The sequence below is a fragment of the Sphingobacterium suaedae genome (assembly GCF_042684625.1).
Taxonomy (GTDB): Bacteria; Bacteroidota; Bacteroidia; order Sphingobacteriales; family Sphingobacteriaceae; genus Sphingobacterium; species Sphingobacterium suaedae.
The window spans coordinates 38,167-53,059 of record NZ_JBHULR010000006.1; the positions used below are offsets into that span (position 1 = coordinate 38,167).

General features: G+C 44.6%; 14 protein-coding genes. 7 read left to right on the plus strand and 7 right to left on the minus strand.

What is annotated here, in order from left to right; genetic code table 11:
• Window positions 1-81 precede the first annotated feature (81 nt).
• On the plus strand, window positions 82-1,176 hold the full coding sequence (locus ACFSR5_RS14200; protein WP_380904925.1) for an SGNH/GDSL hydrolase family protein: 1,095 nt from the start codon (window positions 82-84) through the stop codon (window positions 1,174-1,176).
• Window positions 1,177-1,189: 13 nt separating this feature from the next.
• Here ACFSR5_RS14200 and ACFSR5_RS14205 read toward each other — a convergent pair whose 3' ends face one another.
• On the minus strand, window positions 1,190-3,031 hold the full coding sequence (locus tag ACFSR5_RS14205; RefSeq protein WP_380904927.1) for a vWA domain-containing protein: 1,842 nt from the start codon (window positions 3,029-3,031) through the stop codon (window positions 1,190-1,192).
• A 79-nt stretch (window positions 3,032-3,110) separates the two neighbouring features.
• Here ACFSR5_RS14205 and ACFSR5_RS14210 point away from each other — a divergent pair, with 79 nt between their 5' ends.
• The 6 genes from ACFSR5_RS14210 to ACFSR5_RS14235 all read left to right on the plus strand — a co-directional run bounded on the left by ACFSR5_RS14210 (window position 3,111) and on the right by ACFSR5_RS14235 (window position 8,550).
• Entirely contained in the window at window positions 3,111-3,680 is a 570-nt protein-coding gene (locus ACFSR5_RS14210) for an RNA polymerase sigma factor (RefSeq protein ID WP_380904929.1), read from the plus strand.
• A complete protein-coding gene (locus ACFSR5_RS14215; RefSeq protein WP_380904931.1) occupies window positions 3,670-4,908 on the plus strand; it encodes a carboxypeptidase-like regulatory domain-containing protein in 1,239 nt (412 codons plus the stop codon). The genes ACFSR5_RS14210 and ACFSR5_RS14215 overlap by 11 nt, the downstream gene beginning before the upstream one ends.
• A 63-nt stretch (window positions 4,909-4,971) precedes the next feature.
• Window positions 4,972-6,048 (plus strand): AI-2E family transporter, encoded by a 1,077-nt coding sequence (locus tag ACFSR5_RS14220; RefSeq protein WP_380904933.1) that lies wholly within the window; start codon window positions 4,972-4,974, stop codon window positions 6,046-6,048.
• A gap of 69 nt (window positions 6,049-6,117) precedes the next feature.
• Entirely contained in the window at window positions 6,118-6,966 is an 849-nt protein-coding gene (locus ACFSR5_RS14225) for a methylated-DNA--[protein]-cysteine S-methyltransferase (protein ID WP_380904935.1), read from the plus strand.
• Entirely contained in the window at window positions 6,967-7,581 is a 615-nt protein-coding gene (locus ACFSR5_RS14230) for an alpha-ketoglutarate-dependent dioxygenase AlkB family protein (RefSeq protein ID WP_380904937.1), read from the plus strand.
• A 171-nt stretch (window positions 7,582-7,752) separates the two neighbouring features.
• Window positions 7,753-8,550, plus strand: coding sequence for an SDR family NAD(P)-dependent oxidoreductase (locus ACFSR5_RS14235; protein ID WP_380904939.1), 798 nt, complete (start codon window positions 7,753-7,755; stop codon window positions 8,548-8,550).
• A 41-nt stretch (window positions 8,551-8,591) separates the two neighbouring features.
• On the opposite strand, the gene ACFSR5_RS14240 is transcribed toward ACFSR5_RS14235, so the two are convergent.
• The 6 genes from ACFSR5_RS14240 to ACFSR5_RS14265 form a co-directional block, all read right to left on the minus strand.
• A complete protein-coding gene (locus tag ACFSR5_RS14240) occupies window positions 8,592-9,905 on the minus strand; it encodes a bifunctional folylpolyglutamate synthase/dihydrofolate synthase (RefSeq protein ID WP_380904941.1) in 1,314 nt (437 codons plus the stop codon).
• Window positions 9,906-9,909: 4 nt separating this feature from the next.
• On the minus strand, window positions 9,910-10,731 hold the full coding sequence (locus ACFSR5_RS14245; protein WP_380904943.1) for an energy transducer TonB: 822 nt from the start codon (window positions 10,729-10,731) through the stop codon (window positions 9,910-9,912).
• Between the two features lie 80 nt (window positions 10,732-10,811).
• Window positions 10,812-11,219, minus strand: a complete 408-nt coding sequence (locus ACFSR5_RS14250; protein ID WP_380904945.1) for an ExbD/TolR family protein — start codon at window positions 11,217-11,219, stop codon at window positions 10,812-10,814.
• Window positions 11,220-11,292: 73 nt separating this feature from the next.
• Entirely contained in the window at window positions 11,293-11,994 is a 702-nt protein-coding gene (locus tag ACFSR5_RS14255) for a MotA/TolQ/ExbB proton channel family protein (RefSeq protein ID WP_380904947.1), read from the minus strand.
• Between the two features lie 37 nt (window positions 11,995-12,031).
• Window positions 12,032-13,129 carry an HU domain-containing protein gene (locus ACFSR5_RS14260; RefSeq protein WP_380904949.1) on the minus strand — a complete coding sequence of 366 codons (1,098 nt, stop codon included), beginning with the start codon at window positions 13,127-13,129 and terminating at the stop codon, window positions 12,032-12,034.
• A gap of 38 nt (window positions 13,130-13,167) precedes the next feature.
• Window positions 13,168-14,892: a hypothetical protein gene (locus ACFSR5_RS14265; protein WP_380904951.1), complete on the minus strand. Its 1,725-nt coding sequence runs from the start codon at window positions 14,890-14,892 to the stop codon at window positions 13,168-13,170.
• Window position 14,893 lies beyond the last annotated feature (1 nt).

The following is a 14,893-nucleotide window of genomic DNA, read 5'->3' on the forward strand; positions in this document are numbered from 1 at the left end:
CCCTTTTTCTAAAGCCCATCAATATGATGGGCTTTATTTATGCCGATGTTTTTCTAAATTTGACAAACATATATAGACCAAATGAGAAAAACAACGATTATGCACATGATGTGCACGCTTTTCATCGGGCTGTCCATTCACACCCTCCAAGCACAGCAAACCATCCCTGCCAAGATGTTAACCATTCAAGGACGAGCATTCCCGTCTGCACCGAACTTTCACCGCCTAGATACGGCCAAGTATAACGATCTACCGCCCACGGTAAAAAAGCTCTACACGCATCCAACAGGCCTTTTCACGTCCTTTAAAAGTAACACATCCAAGCTAGCTATTACGTGGGAAACGATTGATGCCGAACTGGGAAACAACTCTACGCCTATTATGTCCCGTGGGTTTGATGTATATGTTAAGGAAAACGACGACTGGCGATTTGCCGGCGTGGCACGTCCAGACCTGCACAATGCTAAAAGTACCTACACCTTAATCGACCATATGGCGACTTCTGAAAAGGAGTTCCTCCTTTATTTTCCGTTGTATAAGGAGCTACTGGACTTCAATCTCATGATAGACGATAAAGCGTCCTTCGAAGCGACTACGCAATTCTTTGACAAAAAAATTATTGTCTACGGATCGAGTATCGTGCATGGCGCATCAGCCAGTAGACCCGGTCTCGCTTATCCGGCAAAACTAAGCCGAAAGCTAAAAGCGAATGTGGTGAATCTGGGTGTGAGCGGAAATGCACGTATGGAGTTATCTGTGGCTGATATGCTGAACACCATCGAAAATCCAGATCTCATCATTATGGATTGTGTTCCCAACAGTAGTCCTCAACAGGTTGCAGAGCGAACATTTGAATTCGTAAAGCGATTACGTGAGAGACATCCCCATGTTCCCATATTACTGATCGAAAGCATTACACGTCAAATCGGAAATTACAATCTTCAATGGAAACAGCGGTTAGCCGATCAAAATATAAATTTCAGAAAAGAATACGAACGCTTATTGGCGGCAGGATACAAAAACCTGTATTATCTCCCCACAGACCATCTAATTGGCGACGATTACGAAGGTACGGTCGATGGAACACACCCTACCGATGTAGGTTTCGAAAGAATGGTTCAGATTATCCAACCAAAAATAGAAGCCATTTGGAATGCAAAAGGAGGAGCGCACTAGTACGCTCCTCTTTTTAATCCTCATTAAGCACACCCTTCATCAACGCTTCCGTGTCCTCCGCCATTCGGATAAATTCCATACGGTACCCTTCTACATCTTGTCCTTTTGCCGCCCTTGCGCGTCCAATAAGTGATGAAAAACTCGCCTCTTGTTTAAATGTTGAGTTACGGAGCAGCATGCCGAATTCAGCGACAGCTGAAGCAAATCGAAAATCAGACGATACTTTCTCCAGGGGAATAACATGGTTGACTACAATTACTTCTTTTAATTTCGACATATCGCCTTGAGGTTCTTTATATCGAAACTTCACAGTGGCCAGTTCATCGGACGATGTTCGACGTACAGGATTTGACACTTCTTGATATTTCAATTTATCTACAGTGCCGATCAAAGCAGACCGCACCCCCGTGGGAACCACTTCATAGAGTGCCGTTACGGTATGTCCTACGCCCATATCACCTCCTACCTTCGTATCGTTATTAAAATCCTCAGCTTCCATAAGCCGGTTTTCGTATCCGACCAACCGGTAGGCTTGTACATGATCCGGATTAAACTCTACTTGTATTTTTACATCTTTTGCCACCGTAAACAGTGTGCCTCCAAATTCGGTAATAATTGCTTTTCTAGCCTCCGTAATATTATCAATATAGGCATAGTTCCCTCTTCCTTTGTCGGCCAAGATCTCCATCTTGCTGTCTTTATAGTTTCCCATGCCATATCCTAAAATAGATATATTCACGCCACTTTCCCGTTCTCTTTCAATAAGGGTCTCCATTTCCTGATCACTGGAAGCGCCTACATTGAAGTCCCCATCCGTAGCCATAATAATCCGGTTGTTACCCTCCTTTATGAAGTTAGTACGCGCGATATCATATGCTTTCCTGATACCTGCACCGCCGGCAGTAGATCCTCCGGCTTCCAGCGCGTCAATAGCGTCTTTTATTTTTATTTTTTGATCCCCGCGAGTACTTTCCAGCTTTACCGATGCCGATCCGGCATATGTCACAATCGCTACCCGATCCATCGACCGCAATTGATCAACGAGCATCTTCAAAGACGATTTCACCAAAGGAAGCTTGTTTGCGGCAAACATCGATCCGGACACGTCAATGAGAAAAACAAAATTGGACGGAGATAATTTTTCTTTAGCTACATCCTTCGCCTTTAAAGAAATCCGTAGTAACTGATGTTGCGGGTTCCACGGTGCTGTGGTCAGTTCAGTAACAATTCGTACTGGATCTCCACCTTGGGGCGCTTCTAAATCGTATTGGAAATAATTAATCAATTCTTCTACCCGAACCGCATCAGCAGGTGGGATCTCTCCCATTTTTAACATACGTCGCATATTGCTATACGATGCCGCATCCACATCTACTGCAAACGTCGAAAGAGGCTCTTTTATAGGATTTTGAAATGTATTTTCCTTTATGACACGATAGCTTTCCGCATTTACGTTTTGACTATGGGGTCTTGCCACCCCTCGGATCCTTACGCCGTTGCTCTTCGCCGAAAGCGTCGCTTGTCCTTGGTAGCCAACAATCACGACCTCCTCAAGCAGCGCGGCAGATGATTGTATATATACCACCAACGCCTGCTGTTTCTTCAATCGAATAGTCTGTGCTTCGAATCCTAGCATCGAAACCAAAAGTTTATCCCCCACCTCACCATCTATTCTAAATCCACCGTCTTGACCCGTTTGTACCGAAACTTTCGTTCGTTGATTTAAGACAGAAGCCCCGATAACCACCGATCCATCACGGGCATCCAACACCTTTCCTTGCCATTCTTTTCCAAAAACGGTTGCCATACACAAACACCATGTAAATAGCACCGATAGTCCAATAGTCTTTACCATATCTTTCGTTTTACAGGACGGATGCAGCGAAAGATTAATTTCCATAAACAAGAAAAAAAAATTATTTTGCCCATGAAATATGAAACTCGCATCACCATCCACGCCCTATCCAGATGACCAATCGCTGTTGAAGAGCTACCGCCAAACCGGCGACCTCAAGGTATTGGGCGAACTGTATGCGAAACATAGCGAAATGGTATATTATACGTGTTTTCGTTATTTTAAGGAATCCGAGCGAAGTAAGGATGCATTGATGCAAATCTTCGAAGAACTTATCCGCAAAGTAAACAAGCAGGAGATCATGGATTTTTCGAAATGGTTATATGTTGTCAGTAAGAATCATTGTTTAATGGCACTTCGCGGAAATAAACAATATAGTGAAATACCTGTAGACGACTTTGTGGAATTTACCGCAAATCTGCATCAAGAGGATGCCTACACAGAAAAAGAGGAACGATTATCGCTTTTAGAGCGTTGTATAGAAAAGCTTCCTGAAAAGCAAAAGCGTAGTGTCGACCTTTTTTTTATGAACGAAAAGTGTTATAAAGAAGTTACGGAGATCACCGGATTTAGCTTGAATGAAGTTAAAAGCTATATACAAAACGGTAAAAGAAACCTGAAGAATTGTATGGAGAAGCATGCAGAATAAGCAAGTTGACATAGCCTATATTCGCAAATATGTAGCGGGGGAACTATCACCAAAGGAGATGTATGAATTGGAACGCGCCGCACATGAAGACGAAATGTTAATGGATATCATCTTAGGTGTAGAAGCCGAATTTGCCAAGTCTGGCACTTTCCCCAAAGCCGATATCCAAAGGCGTATTGCCGATCGTATTACGGACCGTCCGGTACGCAACTTCGTTGCCTGGAAATTATGGGGTATTGCAGCTTCTATTCTATTTGCCGTGGGGATCAGTTTCTATCTTTTCCAGCAACGTTCAACGCCCCAAGAGGAAGCGATGCCCATCACTTATAAAGACCTTCCGAAAAACGATACCCTATCAACATTTTCGCCAGCCCCCGTCCCCAGACTGCTCAACGAGAGAGACAGCTCCGCCGACTCTCGTTTGGCTTTTGCAGAAAAACCGAAAGCTATATCCACGCCTGCCTCCAAGCGCACCGGCCGCAAAACGCCACGAGAGCTTCGCCCAGCCTCCGTTCCGACAGATACACATCCACTTCCGGACAGCTCTCGCAGAGAGTGGTTAGTTGCTCAAGTAGAGCCGCCTAAAATTACAGAAGGCGTGCGCTTAACAGCAGCCAACAAAGGGAAACAGGCATCTCCGAATATACGAATTAGAGGAACGGGTACCGTAGCCGCTTCCTCAACCACACAGACAGTGGTCTTGGGGCGCGTATCTGATCAGACGACCAAACAACCCGTCTATGCGCAAGTGAAGGACCTGAATACCGATCAGGTATTCTACACGGACAGCATGGGACGCTTTATCGCCGTTTCGGATTCCGGCAAAGTTGCATTGACCATCAGTTCTATCGGCTACGAAACACAGAACCTCATCGCAGGCACTTCTGAACAGGATATCCGACTGGCTCCCGCGAACAACTCCCTGGATGAGGTAGTCGTATCCGGTTATAGATTACCTAAACAACCTAAGAAAGCAATACCGACCACCGGTTGGTCAGCCTTTCGCAATTATGTGAAACAAGCTGCGGATACACTTGGACTAAATCGTGGAACCGTTGTACTCCGGTTTGATATCGACGAGAAAGGTCAGCCTATTCAGATCCGTGTCGAATCCGCCACAAGTGATCTGCATGCCGATCGAGCTACAACAATCTTAAAGAACGGACCAACATGGATACCAGGGCGGCGCTCGACGAACATAAAATTGACGGTAGAATTTGACAATTAATTTAAATCCAGCCATTTTTTTAACACGGCAAAATCCTTATTTTGTTCTCACCAAGGGCACATCATGAAATATAAACAAATCAATAATAATTCGATCAATCAAGTCATGTTGATCATTATCATTATCTTGATATGTTTTCTGGTATTTAAAAATTTGCTTTATTATCTACCGGGATTCCTCGGCGCGGTGACGTTGTACATCTTGTTCCGGAAATCGTTTTTTTTCCTAACCGAAATGAAGCGGTGGAATAGATCCTTAACAAGTATCCTATTCATCGTTTCATCTATCGTTTTTATCGTGCTCCCGATTTGGGCCTTAATTGATTACCTCGTTCCCCAAATCAATCATTTTTTGGAGAACAAAGAAGAGATCATCGCGAAGTTCAACACCCTAAAAGTGTATATGAGCGATAAGCCTTTCCTGGAAGATATTGATATGTCGGACACCGCACTACTCGGCTTCTTACAACGCCTAACCCGATATGTGCCAAACATACTGAACTCTGTGGCTGAAGTCGCTATTAACATCATTGTCACCTTTTTTGTCCTCTATTTTATGCAAGTACACGCAAAAAGAATGGAGGCTACGCTCTACCGTGCCGTGCCATTTAGCCGGGAAAGCAAACGCGAAATATGGGATGAAGTGAATTTAATGGTACGCTCCAACGCGATTGGAATCCCGATTTTGGGGTTTTGTCAAGGTGTGGTCGCTATGATCGGTTACTGGATTTTCGGCGTCGAAAATTATGTACTACTTGGACTGCTTACAGGGATCTCTTCTATCGTTCCTATCCTAGGAACCATGACCATCTACATCCCCATATGTGCTGTTACGTTAGCTGCAGGGCAAACGGGTAACGCTATTGGCTTATTTATTTACTGTTTCATCTTGGTGGGCGGTATTGATAATATTCTCCGTTTCACTATTTTAAAGACCATAGGCAATGTCCCTCCGATGATCACCGTGTTCGGTGTGCTCCTCGGATTGAATATGTTTGGGATGTTGGGGTTAATCTTTGGCCCCTTAATTCTATCATCCATCGGTGTACTGATCAAAGTGTACAGTTACGAATATGGGAAAGGTATCGTGCGGCATGCTATCGAACACCCCGAAGAAGATCACCGTGCAGAAAATAAGTAACGTACACCGTTGATCTCAATCACGCACGATTCGGATTTTATTTACCAAAAAATCAAAGGAAATTTACGTATGGAAAAGCAACAAGACGTCATCAATTACGAACGCATAGCAGCCGCCATCGCCTTCGTTAAACAACACTTTAGGGAACAGCCTTCCCTATCAACTATTGCGGACCATGTACATGTAAGTCCCGACCATTTTCAGCGTATCTTTCAGGAATGGGCAGGCACCAGCCCTAAAAAGTTTCTACAATACACCAGCTTACAGCATGCAAAGAAATTGCTGTTGGAGAAGCAAGTCACGCTCTTCGATGCGACTTTCGAAACAGGCTTATCTAGTACAAGCCGCTTACACGACTTGTTCATCAATATTGAAGGAATGAGTCCTGCCGAATTTAAAAACGGAGGAAAAGACCTTACCATTCATTATGGCTATTACCCCACAAAGTTTGGACAAACCCTGATCGCGTCGACAGCCAAAGGCATCTGTTATGTATCCTTCGAAGAAGATCAACAGCAAGGCTTATTCGTGCTTGCAAGTAAATTCCCCCGCGCCAGCCTCCGGAACGGAACGCGCCTCGAACATCAATCGGTGTTACGTTTTTTTTCGAACGACTGGAATAATCTGCCCCAGATTAAGTTACATTTACGGGGCACGGATTTCCAATTGAAAGTATGGGAAGCGCTACTAAAAATACCGGCAGGAAAACTGCTTAGCTACCAAGAACTCGCATCAGAAATAAACCACGAACGCGCGTCCCGCGCAGTAGGCAATGCGATAGGTAGTAATCCTATTGCCTTTCTTATTCCCTGCCACCGTGTGATACAGACATCCGGACTTCTAGGCGGCTATCGGTGGGGAACCGTCCGCAAATCAGCCCTTATCGCCTGGGAGAGTGCTTTAACCATCCATGAATAAATGAAACACGTTGACGATATCAAACCTAAAAAAAATTACCTTCCCTACGATGGAACAGTGCATTATTATGGTCCTGTTTTCACGCGAGAAGATGCAGACAGCTATTCAGACTCGCTGCTGCAAGGCCTAAAGTGGCAACACGATGAAGCAATTATCTTTGGCAAACATATCACCACCAAGCGCAAAGTTGCCTGGTATGGTGATTATACTTTCGAATATACGTACTCGGGCATACGGAAACATGCGCTCCCCTGGCATCCCTTGCTACAAATTATTAAGCAAAACGTGGAAGAAATCTCACAGCAAACGTTCAATTCCTGTTTATGCAATCTGTACCACAACGGTTCGGAAGGCATGGCTTGGCACAGCGATGGTGAAAAAGATCTAAAGCGGCACGGTGCTATAGCATCTGTTACGTTTGGTGCCGAACGAAAATTTGGTTTCAAACACAAAAGCACGAAAGAAACGCTGTTTCTCATGTTGGAACATGGAAGTTTATTAATCATGAAGGATCAGACGCAAGACCATTGGTTACACCGCCTACCGCCAACCACGAAGATTAATGCCCCCCGCATTAACCTGACGTTTAGAACAATTGAAAATTTCGTAATGTAGATACTCACGCCCTATTTATGTAACACACAACTGATTATCAAGACATTGTCATAAGGATTAACTTTTGTTTGTAGAACATCATCTTCGCGCCATCACACGCCTCGACTACCGTTTTTACCAAACACTTTTTTGTAATTTGTTTACTCCGAATGGTTACCGGCGAGTACTTCTTTGAACATAGAAAATAGCGAACCCAATAACCTATCGGTTATAACACATTACAATATGAAAAAATTAGAAAATAAAGTAGCCATCGTCACCGGTGGTGCCTCCGGAATCGGAAAGGCAATTGTCGAAGCTTTTGTTAAGTCGGGAGCGAAGGTAGTGGTGTCCGACTTGAATGAACAGTTAGGTCATGAACTAGTCAACCGTGATGGAGAAGGCAACGTGGTTTTCGTCAAAGCCGATTCATCTCTCCCTGAAGACAACAAAAAGATCGTTGATACGGCTATTGAGCATTTTGGCGCACTACATATCGCTGTCAACAACGCAGGCATTGGGGGACCGGCAGCAGACGTTGGCGATTATCCCCTCGAATCGTGGAACAAAGTGATTGCCATCAATTTGAATGGTGTTTTCTATGGTATGCATTACCAGCTTCCGGAAATTGAGAAAGTAGGCGGGTCGATTATCAATATGGCCTCCATACTCGGAGCGGTTGGATTTGCGCAATCATCAGCCTATGTGGCGGCTAAGCATGGTGTTGTAGGACTTACCAAATCAGCGGCATGGGAGTACGGCACGCGCGGCGTACGTATTAATGCTATTGGGCCTGGTTTTATTGCAACCCCTTTAATCAATGACCATATGGATCAGGAGACACAAGATTTCCTTGCTTCACAACACGCCATGCAACGCTTGGGTCAACCCGCAGAGGTTGCTGAGCTAGCATTGTGGCTGGCTTCAGACAAATCAAGCTTTGTAACCGGCAGCTATTATCCGGTTGACGGCGGCTATTTGGCAAAGTAAGCCTTTCAGGCTGGCACATTCTACGTGATCTGGCCAGTCGCTCAGGTGTTCCCGGCCAGATCACGTAGAACCTCTGCCACGACAAAATTACTTCCGCCAACGAAAATTAAGTCGCCCGGTTCAAACGCAGATTTTGCATGAGCTAATGCTTCGGATACCGACGAATATGCCTTACCGATCAGCCCATGCGTAGCCGCCACCGCTTGCAGTTCGCCAGCAGGCATCGCCCGAGGCATATCAGGATGGCTAAAGTAATACATGGCATGCTGTGGCAGCCGTGGCAACATGTGGCTTAAATCCTTATCGCGCATCGCTCCTACAACAAAATGCAGGCGTTTGTAAGACATTTGCTGCAGGTTCTCAACCACTTCCCGGATACCATCTTCATTATGACCTGTATCACAAATAATCCATGGATCACGACCTAGCGTCTGCCAACGGCCTTGAAGACCTGTCCGCTCATGCACTGTTCGCAGGCCTTCTTGCAATTGCACTTCCGTAATCGACCAGCCCTTTTTTCGCATAGCATCAACAGCCGTTAACACTCCAAGTACATTTTTTTGTTGGTATAATCCCGATAAGCCCACTTCCCACGTGTTTACGTCGTGCACTTGGTTGTCCTTCACCCGCAAACGGAGATACTCCCCATTCCGCTGAACCCCTACAATGGTTAATTCATTTGAAGCAAAACGTACGGAAGTATGCATAGCCTCCGCCCGCTCTTCAAAAACAAAAGCGACGGTGTTATCGTATTCAGAAACAATCACGGGGACATGTCGCTTAATAATACCCGCTTTCTCCGATGCAATTTCAGCCAACGTATTCCCTAGCATGTTCATATGATCCATACCGATATTCGTGATCACCGACAGCTCAGGCATGATAATATTGGTGCTATCCAGCCGTCCGCCCAAACCTACCTCAACAATGGCAATATCTACGTTTTCCCGCGCAAAATAGTCAAAAGCAAGAGCCACCGTCACCTCAAAAAATGAAGGTTGAATGGCTTCGATAAGTGCATAGTGTGCGTTGACAAACGAGATAACCCGCTCTTTTCCGATCATCTCGCCGTTTACACGAATGCGTTCCCTAAAATCGAGCAGATGCGGCGAGGTATACAATCCGGTTTTGTAGCCTGCTGCGGCAAAGATAGACGCCAGCATATGCGATGTCGACCCCTTGCCGTTGGTACCGGCAACATGAATGGATTTAAATTTCTGATGGGGGTTATCGAGTGCCTTGCACAATTCGATGGTGTTGTCTAAATCTTTCTTGAACGCACTGGATCCATCCCGTGTAAACATGGGTAATCGAGCATAGAGATACTCGATTACCGCATCGTATGTTTTCATCATGAACCTATCTTAACTTGAAGTTGAAAACGATGACACCTGTTTGAGAATCCGGTGCATTGGGCAATTGGTTTAAGCGTGCTCCCATGACAGCGCGTTCACATTTTTCCAGTAACGACCGATTAGAAATTGTTGTTCCCTTCACACCGGCTCGTGCATAGGTCACAACGCCGCTTTTATTCACTTTGAATTCTACGGCAACACGGCCCGCCTGCTGCCCGTCATCTTGGATGCGCGGCGGAACCTCAAAGCGTCTGTTTGCTATGGTAAGCATCATATTCCCATCGCCAGATCCACCCTCACCATAATTACTTGCCAGTGGATCTCCGAGTTTACTCCCTTGATTACCAGCTGTACTGCCCGTACCATCGCCTGTACCGACGGCATTATTCTTTTTACCTTTATAAAGCGCATTCGGATTGACCGCCGGTTTTGCATCTTTCTTTTCTACCGTCGATACGTCTGCATTCGCCTTAACAGGCTTTTCATTCTTAGGAACTGCAGGTGCATCTTCTATGTCCTGCGTTGCCACTACCTTATCCGCCACTTGCTGCGAGGGCGTTGGCACCGGAGTCGTCGAAGGATCAATCTTATCCGGCTTTACGTTATTCGCATTCTCGTCCATCGAAGGCTCGTCTACGCTCATATAGTCATCGCCCATTCCTTCTTCCGCGGTCCCGTAATTGACAATAATTCCGCCCATACCATATCGGGGAACGTCGCCACCGAAAACGATAAAAAAGCCAATCAAAACCAGGATCCCCATCACAGCCGAAGAAAGCCCTAGGGCTTTCGGCATATTATTTTCCTCTTGCGAATGGTAATACATGCTTTTTTAAATTATAAAGTTAAAAGTCAAAAAACGTAGTAAACGTTCCAATTTCCTATATCGTTTTTACCTGCTGTAAACTATTCTTTTTTCGGTTCGGTTGCCAACACCAGCTTGACCTTATTCCTGTTAGCAACATCCATAACAGAAATAACATTCTGAATGGGAACTGAACTATCTGCGTACAACATAATAGTCAACTCTTGATCGGCAGCGATCTGGCTTTGGATAAGCGGCTCCAGTTGCTCCAAACTTACCGTTTGTTTGTCCACGTGATAGTTCAAATCAGCTGTAATAGAAACCGTCATGGTCTTTTTAGCCACCGACTGCTCCCCTGCACTCGACTTCGGAAGCAATAATTTTACGACCTGTGGGTTCGCTACTGCCGAAGCCAATAAAAAGAATAACATCAAGAAAAACATGATATCATTCAGAGCTGCCGTATGTACTTCAGCCGTGGGTTTATGTCGTCTATTTCTTAAATTCATCTTTCAAATCTAAAAGTCACCGTCGAAAGCCAAAAAGCTGTTCAACGCAATCCTATAAAATCCCGGGTGCCTATTAAACGCCAGGCTCGTCCAACAGATCAATAAACTCTACAGCGTCCGTCTCCATACGCAAGATCAAGCGCTCTACCATCATGTTTAGCACATGGTATCCGATGTACGCGAGGATACCTACAGTTAATCCACTCGCAGAGGCGATCATCTTCACATACAACCCGCCGGATACCGAGCCGATATCAATACCTCCAGCCATCTCCACGTCACGGAAGATTTGGATAACACCAAAAATCGTTCCGACGAATCCAAGCATTGGTGCGATACCCGCTACAATTCCTAGAATATTAATATTTTTCTCCAGCTTCGAAACTTCTAGCTTACCCGCATTCTCTATAGCCCCTTCAATATCTTTTATAGGCCGGCCCACACGAGATAACCCTTTTTGCAGCATGCGTGCCAACGCGGAGTTGCTCGATCGACAGACGGCAATAGCAGCATCCAATCTACCCGACATGACGTTGCTCTTGATTTGCGACATGAGGCCTGTATCGGCTTTGGAAGCTTTTCGAATGGTAATGTAACGTTCAAAAAATATCACCAAAGCTAAAAATAATAGAAAAACGATTGGGATCATGATCCAACCTCCCTTCATCAACAACTGAATCAAATTCAAATTTTCATCGGTTGTTGCCAACTGTACTGCTTGCTGTTGAACTGAGTTCAAAGAATCCACCGTTAAATTGTCTTGCATGAATGACATAGTCTTTTATATGTGTTGTGTTATCAGGTTTATTTTTTTAATTAATCTTATCCGGCCACGCATCTTTTATGATATGTTTTTGCACATATTGCAATGCTGAATCGGCCTTCGCTTTGGTCTCGTACGAGTCCCAAATCACTTTTTTCCTATTTTTCGCTAAGTTGCTCGGAATAACGCGAACGCGCGGATAACCCGCCTTATTATACGATTCCGCTTGTTCATAGGCTTGAGCTAACGTTCTGTGCGAACCAATGACGATCTGCCAGGTGTGATTCGCAGGAATCAATTCGTTTACTTCCTTTTTAGCGATGCTATCTACAGGTTGTTTTGATAACGAATCCGCCTGCACAAGCGAATCGGTAAGCCCGCTGCCAGTTGTATCCCGTTGGTTGACGTTTGACGACGACGAACTGTCTGCAACGATCACACGTTCGACAGGCTCTGCTGTAGGATTCCCGCGATTGGCAAAATATAAGGCAACAAGTATGCCCACCGCTATTATTGCCGAAACAATGTACCAAATGACATTCCTTCCCGATTCCGGCTCCCAAGTCTCCTCTTCCAGATCGTCTTCTACAAATTCCGCAGCGACCGGTTGTTGTGCTACCGATTCCGAAAATCCCGAATGAGATGACTCCTGCTCGACATCCATTGCAACCGGTATCTCCTCCTGCGGAGCAACATCTATAGTTTTCTCTTCTACAGATACCGAATCCTCACTAGTAGTGGGAGAAATCGGCATATTTGCTGGCGCCACAACCGGCTCGTAGTTAAAGCCCGATAAGTCCAAAGCCTTAAATACATATCCATCTCCATAGCTAACCAAATAGCCAAGATCATCCAGCTTAGCTTGTCCGTCTTCTGCAATTTTCTGTAACAAGACAGAAACGGCCTCAGCTACCTGTTGTTGAGCCTCGGATCGTTCAACAAGATGCAACTGCTGTAAATAATGCACAAAGTCATACCCGATCGTACTGCTGCGATCAAAGTCGATATAACTGATAGGAGGAAGATATGCATTCCGCTTCTCGTCGAATGTTGCAGGCGTATGATTTCTTGTAAAAGAACCAAGCCCTTGCACATACACGTCCGTCTGCCGCTTTAAAAGATTATAAATGTTCTTTCCTAAATTCATCCTATTGCACTAAACTGCAAAGTTATAATGTTCTGCTGTTAAAACGAAAAATTTAAACCACCGAGAATATTAAATCCTAACTTCGGGTAGTACAGATAGGTCTGATACTCGGTATTGAAGATATTGTTTGCTTTGATAAACAACCCCAATTGTTTGGTCGCTTTATATTCCGCCCCGGCGCTTAAGTCAAAGAAAGAAGGAATTTCTGCCTTCTTAAAGGTTTGTTCTTGCCCCGCAATGACATCATCCCAATCCTTCGAATAAGAAATCCCATGAAAAAGTGCTTCGGCGTCAATATATAATTTTTCAGAAATATTGAATCGCGCATTTGCAGCGAGACGCATTTTCGGTGTATGCCAAACTTCTTCCTCTTGTGCTGCAGTGTATTGATCGATGTTCAAGCGCCCCCCAAGGTTGACCAACTCCGACAACCGGACATTAATCTCTCCTTCTAGGCCGACGTGTTTCACCGCTTTGTCTCCATTGCCGTCATATATCATGTCAAACTGAAAAGGATTTTCCCGATTGTTAACGAACAATGGCATGCCCTCCAATTTGCGATAAATCGCTTTCACCTTATAGCCAAAAGTTGCTCCAGCATTCCCTTTAATACCCCCATAGAAATTCAGGCGCTCTACCATATTCTGTATACCTAAGTGCGGACCGAGGAATGGATTTTGCCGAGCAAATTCACGATACGACGCTTTTTTTACGCCCCCGTTGACACCACCAAAGATATGGAAATACTCCGGCGCCAACGCAAAATCTACCTCTGCTGATGGAAAGATATTAAAGCTAGTACTATCACCGAATTCAGGCACAAAATTCGCGCCTAATGTAACGGCATAATTATCACCTTTGAAACGGATGTACGGGTTTAATATAGCCAATGAATTCTTCGTTCTCCCCACATTCGCTGTATTGTTGGTTCCATCCACATTATTCACATCAACGCTTAGGTTCGCGCCAATATTGAATGCACGAACACGTTTGTTTAAAAAGGCCGAAACCGCAAACGAAGTCTCCTTCGCATCATATTTATCACTGAACGAATAGGCGTCTACTTTCGCTGAATAACTGAATGCATCTTCATTGTTCGGATCATAATTACTTGTTAATTCTCCAGAAAAATAGATATCGTTAAATGTTTGCTTTTCTTTCACTGGGTTTAAAGAGGTCGTTCCATCGTCAGCAAACGGAATTCCGTAGAAATTTGTCGCATATCGATTGTATCCGATCAAACCATCAATAGTAAACCGTGGTAAGATACGGCGACCGAAAACACCAACCTCTTGACGGGAAAATTTCTGCGCTTCTAAACTACCTTTTTGGCTAAGGTGCTTGACAAATCCTCCAACCCGAAGGTCTTCATAGGCGTCATAAGCAAAATAGCCCTCACCCAATATCGTATTAAAGTTCCCCAAACCAAATTTCACATAGTTACTTCGTTGATCTTTTAGCTGTGAAAATGGCGTCTCCTGTACACTCAATTCTTTTAGACCGGTGTTAATATCCAATTTTTTGTCGGGAACATTTCCATAGGTTAATTTCGGCATGTAAGCCCGTTTATTCGTCATATCCGGACTACGACGGATTTTAACCGCATCGGCAAGAATAGGTCTATAATCGCGGACGACATCAAAAGAATCAATAGTCACCGGTTTCTCGGGGTCAGTCTGCTGTGCATAACCCTCCATGCCCAAACCAAGCAACAACGCAACAATGGCGTAATTCTTAAATACTGTTTTATGCAAATTCATCATT

Coding starts and splice junctions, on each gene's coding strand:
- ACFSR5_RS14220 (WP_380904933.1), top strand. CDS start 4,972: ATGAAATATAAACAAATCAATAATAATTCGATCAATCAAGTCATGTTG.
- ACFSR5_RS14240 (WP_380904941.1), bottom strand. CDS start 9,905: ATGATGAAAACATACGATGCGGTAATCGAGTATCTCTATGCTCGATTA.
- ACFSR5_RS14245 (WP_380904943.1), bottom strand. CDS start 10,731: ATGTATTACCATTCGCAAGAGGAAAATAATATGCCGAAAGCCCTAGGG.
- ACFSR5_RS14260 (WP_380904949.1), bottom strand. CDS start 13,129: ATGAATTTAGGAAAGAACATTTATAATCTTTTAAAGCGGCAGACGGAC.
- ACFSR5_RS14255 (WP_380904947.1), bottom strand. CDS start 11,994: ATGTCATTCATGCAAGACAATTTAACGGTGGATTCTTTGAACTCAGTT.
- ACFSR5_RS14215 (WP_380904931.1), top strand. CDS start 3,670: ATGCAGAATAAGCAAGTTGACATAGCCTATATTCGCAAATATGTAGCG.
- ACFSR5_RS14200 (WP_380904925.1), top strand. CDS start 82: ATGAGAAAAACAACGATTATGCACATGATGTGCACGCTTTTCATCGGG.
- ACFSR5_RS14205 (WP_380904927.1), bottom strand. CDS start 3,031: ATGGTAAAGACTATTGGACTATCGGTGCTATTTACATGGTGTTTGTGT.
- ACFSR5_RS14225 (WP_380904935.1), top strand. CDS start 6,118: ATGGAAAAGCAACAAGACGTCATCAATTACGAACGCATAGCAGCCGCC.
- ACFSR5_RS14265 (WP_380904951.1), bottom strand. CDS start 14,892: ATGATGAATTTGCATAAAACAGTATTTAAGAATTACGCCATTGTTGCG.
- ACFSR5_RS14230 (WP_380904937.1), top strand. CDS start 6,967: ATGAAACACGTTGACGATATCAAACCTAAAAAAAATTACCTTCCCTAC.
- ACFSR5_RS14250 (WP_380904945.1), bottom strand. CDS start 11,219: ATGAATTTAAGAAATAGACGACATAAACCCACGGCTGAAGTACATACG.
- ACFSR5_RS14210 (WP_380904929.1), top strand. CDS start 3,111: ATGAAACTCGCATCACCATCCACGCCCTATCCAGATGACCAATCGCTG.